Genomic DNA, 3,012 nt, shown 5'->3' with positions numbered 1-3,012 from the left:
GCCCCAAGGCGTTCGAGCAGTGCGCGGGCTTCCTGCGCATCCGCGGCGGCGACGACCCACTCGACACCTCCGCCGTGCACCCCGAGGCCTACCCGGTCGTGCGCCGCATCCTCGAGCACACCGGCCGCCCGATGGCCGAGGTCATCGGCAACACCGGCACGCTGCGCGCACTGCGGCCCGCCGACTTCACCGATGAGAAATTCGGTGTGCCCACCGTCAGCGACATCATCGCCGAACTCGAGAAGCCGGGCCGCGACCCGCGTCCGGAGTTCAAGACCGCCGAATTCGCCGCGGGCGTGGAGAAGGTCGCCGACCTGGAGCCGGGCATGGTGCTCGAAGGCGTCGTCACCAATGTGGCCGCGTTCGGCGCGTTCGTCGATGTCGGCGTGCACCAGGACGGCCTCGTGCACGTCTCGGCCATGTCGCACAGCTTCGTCAAGGACCCGCGCGAAGTGGTCAAGTCCGGTGACGTGGTGAAGGTCAAGGTCCTCGAGGTCGACGTCGCCCGGCAGCGGATCGGTTTGAGCTTGCGCCTGGATGACGAGCCGGGCAAGCCCGCGCAGGGGGACAATCGTGGTGGCGGCGCACCGCGCGGCCAGGGCCGGGGTCAGGGTCGTCCGCAGGGCGGTCGTGGCCAGGGTGCGGAACGTGGCCAGGCGCAGGGTCGCAGCCAAGCTCAGGGGCGTGGTGGCAACCAGCGCAAGCCGGCGTCCGAGCCAAGCGGATCGATGGCCGACGCGTTGCGCCGGGCGGGATTCGGCAAGTAACTCGACGACAGGGCGGGCGGCATGCAGCGGTGGCTCGAAGACGAAGTGATCGCGCGCGGCCGCCTGCCCCTGTTGTGCTTCCTGCTGGGGTTCATCCTCGGTTTCGTGGTCATCCGGATCAGCGTGCGGCTGATCAGGGCCCAGGTGCGGTGGTGGCCCGGCAATATCAAGGCCGGTAGCACCCACATCCACCACATGGTGTTCGGCGTCATCACGGTGCTGCTCACCGGCATCGGGCTGATCGCGACCGCCGAGGACTCCACCCAGGTCACCTCGAGTGTGCTGGCCGCCCTGTTCGGGATCGGCGCCGCGCTGGTCCTCGACGAGTTCGCCCTGATCTTCTATCTGCGTGACGTCTACTGGGAGGAACAGGGCCGCACCTCGGTGGACGCGGTCTTCGTCGCCCTCGCCGTCACCGGCCTGCTGCTGCTCGGCGTGCAACCGGCGACGTTTCTCGACTTCGACGACTTCCGGCAGTCGCGCGGGATCGGGGTCCACATCGTCCTGCTCGCCACCCTCGTGCTGAACCTGCTGCTGGCCGGGGCGGTGATCGCCAAGGGCAAGATCTGGACCGGGCTGTTCGGCATGTTCTTCCCCCCGCTGCTGCTGATCGGCGCCGTCCGGCTCAGCCGCCCTGGCGCGCCCTGGGCCCGCTGGCGCTACGGCAACCGGCCGAGGACGATGGGCAGGGCGATCGCCAGGGAGCGGCGGTACCGACGCCCGGTCGTGCGCGCGAAGATCTTCATCCAGGACCTCATCGCGGGGAAACCCGATGTCGAACACGCCCGCACCGCGGCCGAGGCCGAGCTGCAACGCACGGTCGTCGCGGCGCCGCCCGCGCCGCCACCGCACCCGCATCTGCTGCCGCGCCGCCGGGCCGACGCCACGGCCGACACTTCGACGGGCGAGTGAGCACGGCCGCCCGATTTCAGTCCGGGCTGTCGGGTCTGGCACAATAAACCGGTTGCCTTGGACGAGTCATGTCCGAGAGCACTCCTGTTCTGAGCATGAACCGGTCGAGCGCGCGAGTGCCGCCAGGTTCCTCTGTTCGCGCAAAGAATCCGAAAAGGTGGAAAATGAACACCCTTGATTTCGTCGACGAGAAGTCGCTGCGTAGCGATGTCCCCGACTTCCGTCCGGGCGACACCCTGAACGTGCACGTGAAGGTCATCGAAGGCTCGAAGGAGCGCATCCAGGTCTTCAAGGGCGTCGTGATCCGGCGTCAGGGCGGCGGCATCGGCGAGACCTTCACGGTCCGCAAGGTGTCCTTCGGTGTCGGTGTCGAGCGCACCTTCCCCGTGCACAGCCCCAACATCGACCACATCGATGTCGTGACCCGCGGTGATGTGCGTCGCGCCAAGCTGTACTACCTGCGCGATCTGCGCGGCAAGGCCGCCAAGATCAAGGAAAAGCGCTGATCTTGCGGCAGCTGTTCGCAGCACAGAAATTTCCTCCTAGCCCGGCGCTCCGACTTCGGTCGGGGCGCCGGGCTACTCTGTTCGGCGTGGCAGACGAAAGTGGGTCGGTGTCGGTGTCCGATTCGGGCGACGAAGGTGGACGGCGCAAGAGGCAGCGCAGCGAGAAGAATCAGCGCCCGTTCTGGCAGGAGCTGCCGTTACTGATCGTGATCGCGGCGGTCATCGCCGCGCTGATGGTCACTTTCGTCGGACGGCCCTATGTGATCCCGTCGCAGTCGATGGAGAACACGCTGCTGATCGGCGACCGCATCTATGTCGAGAAGATCAGCTATTACGGCTCCGAGCCCGGCCCCGGCGATGTCGTGGTCTTCGTCGGCCCGCCGTCGTGGAACGGGCACTACAAGTCGATCCGTTCCGACAACACCGTCGTGCGCGGCGTGCAGAACTTCCTGTCCTACTTCGGCCTGGTCCCGCCGGACGAGAACGATCTCGTCAAGCGTGTCATCGCCGTCGGCGGGCAGACCGTGCAGTGCTGTGATCCGCAGGGCCGGGTGATGGTCGACGGCAAACCGCTCGACGAGCCGTACATCAAGAAGGACTACCCCTGGTTCACCGACCGCCCCAACGCCGTCTACCCGGCGGGCCGGGTGTTCGGTCCGGTGAAGGTGCCCGAGGGCAGCCTGTGGGTGATGGGCGACAATCGCAACGAGTCGGCCGATTCCCGCGCCCACGTCAGCGACGATCTGCAGGGCACCGTGCCGGTGGACAATGTGCGCGGCAAGACGGTGTTCAAGATCTGGCCGCCGAGCCGGATGGGCCCGGTACGC

The 3,012-nt window shown here is 67.5% G+C and carries 4 protein-coding genes; all 4 read left to right on the top strand.

All coding sequences use genetic code 11. The features are described 5' to 3' along the window. Positions 1 to 767: S1 RNA-binding domain-containing protein (locus ACFWPJ_RS29130; RefSeq protein WP_378856152.1), on the top strand; the 767-nt coding region annotated here is incomplete at its 5' end. Between the two features lie 21 nt (positions 768 to 788). After that, complete coding sequence (locus ACFWPJ_RS29125; RefSeq protein ID WP_378856150.1) at positions 789 to 1,679, top strand: hypothetical protein; 891 nt, start codon at positions 789 to 791, stop codon at positions 1,677 to 1,679. A gap of 164 nt (positions 1,680 to 1,843) precedes the next feature. After that, positions 1,844 to 2,185, top strand: coding sequence for a 50S ribosomal protein L19 (gene rplS, locus ACFWPJ_RS29120; RefSeq protein ID WP_019048201.1), 342 nt, complete (start codon positions 1,844 to 1,846; stop codon positions 2,183 to 2,185). Between the two features lie 86 nt (positions 2,186 to 2,271). After that, positions 2,272 to 3,012, top strand: a 741-nt coding sequence (lepB, locus tag ACFWPJ_RS29115; protein WP_378856148.1) for a signal peptidase I, incomplete at its 3' end; no start/stop codon positions are given.

Origin of the sequence: Nocardia sp. NPDC058497, from assembly GCF_042720195.1 — a bacterium.
Taxonomy (GTDB): domain Bacteria; phylum Actinomycetota; class Actinomycetes; order Mycobacteriales; family Mycobacteriaceae; genus Nocardia.
This window is presented reverse-complemented; position numbering and strand designations above follow the sequence as displayed.

Excerpts from the sequence above, each read along its gene's own strand:
- ACFWPJ_RS29125 (WP_378856150.1), top strand. The coding sequence starts at position 789 with ATGCAGCGGTGGCTCGAAGACGAAGTGATCGCGCGCGGCCGCCTGCCC.
- rplS (WP_019048201.1), top strand. The coding sequence starts at position 1,844 with ATGAACACCCTTGATTTCGTCGACGAGAAGTCGCTGCGTAGCGATGTC.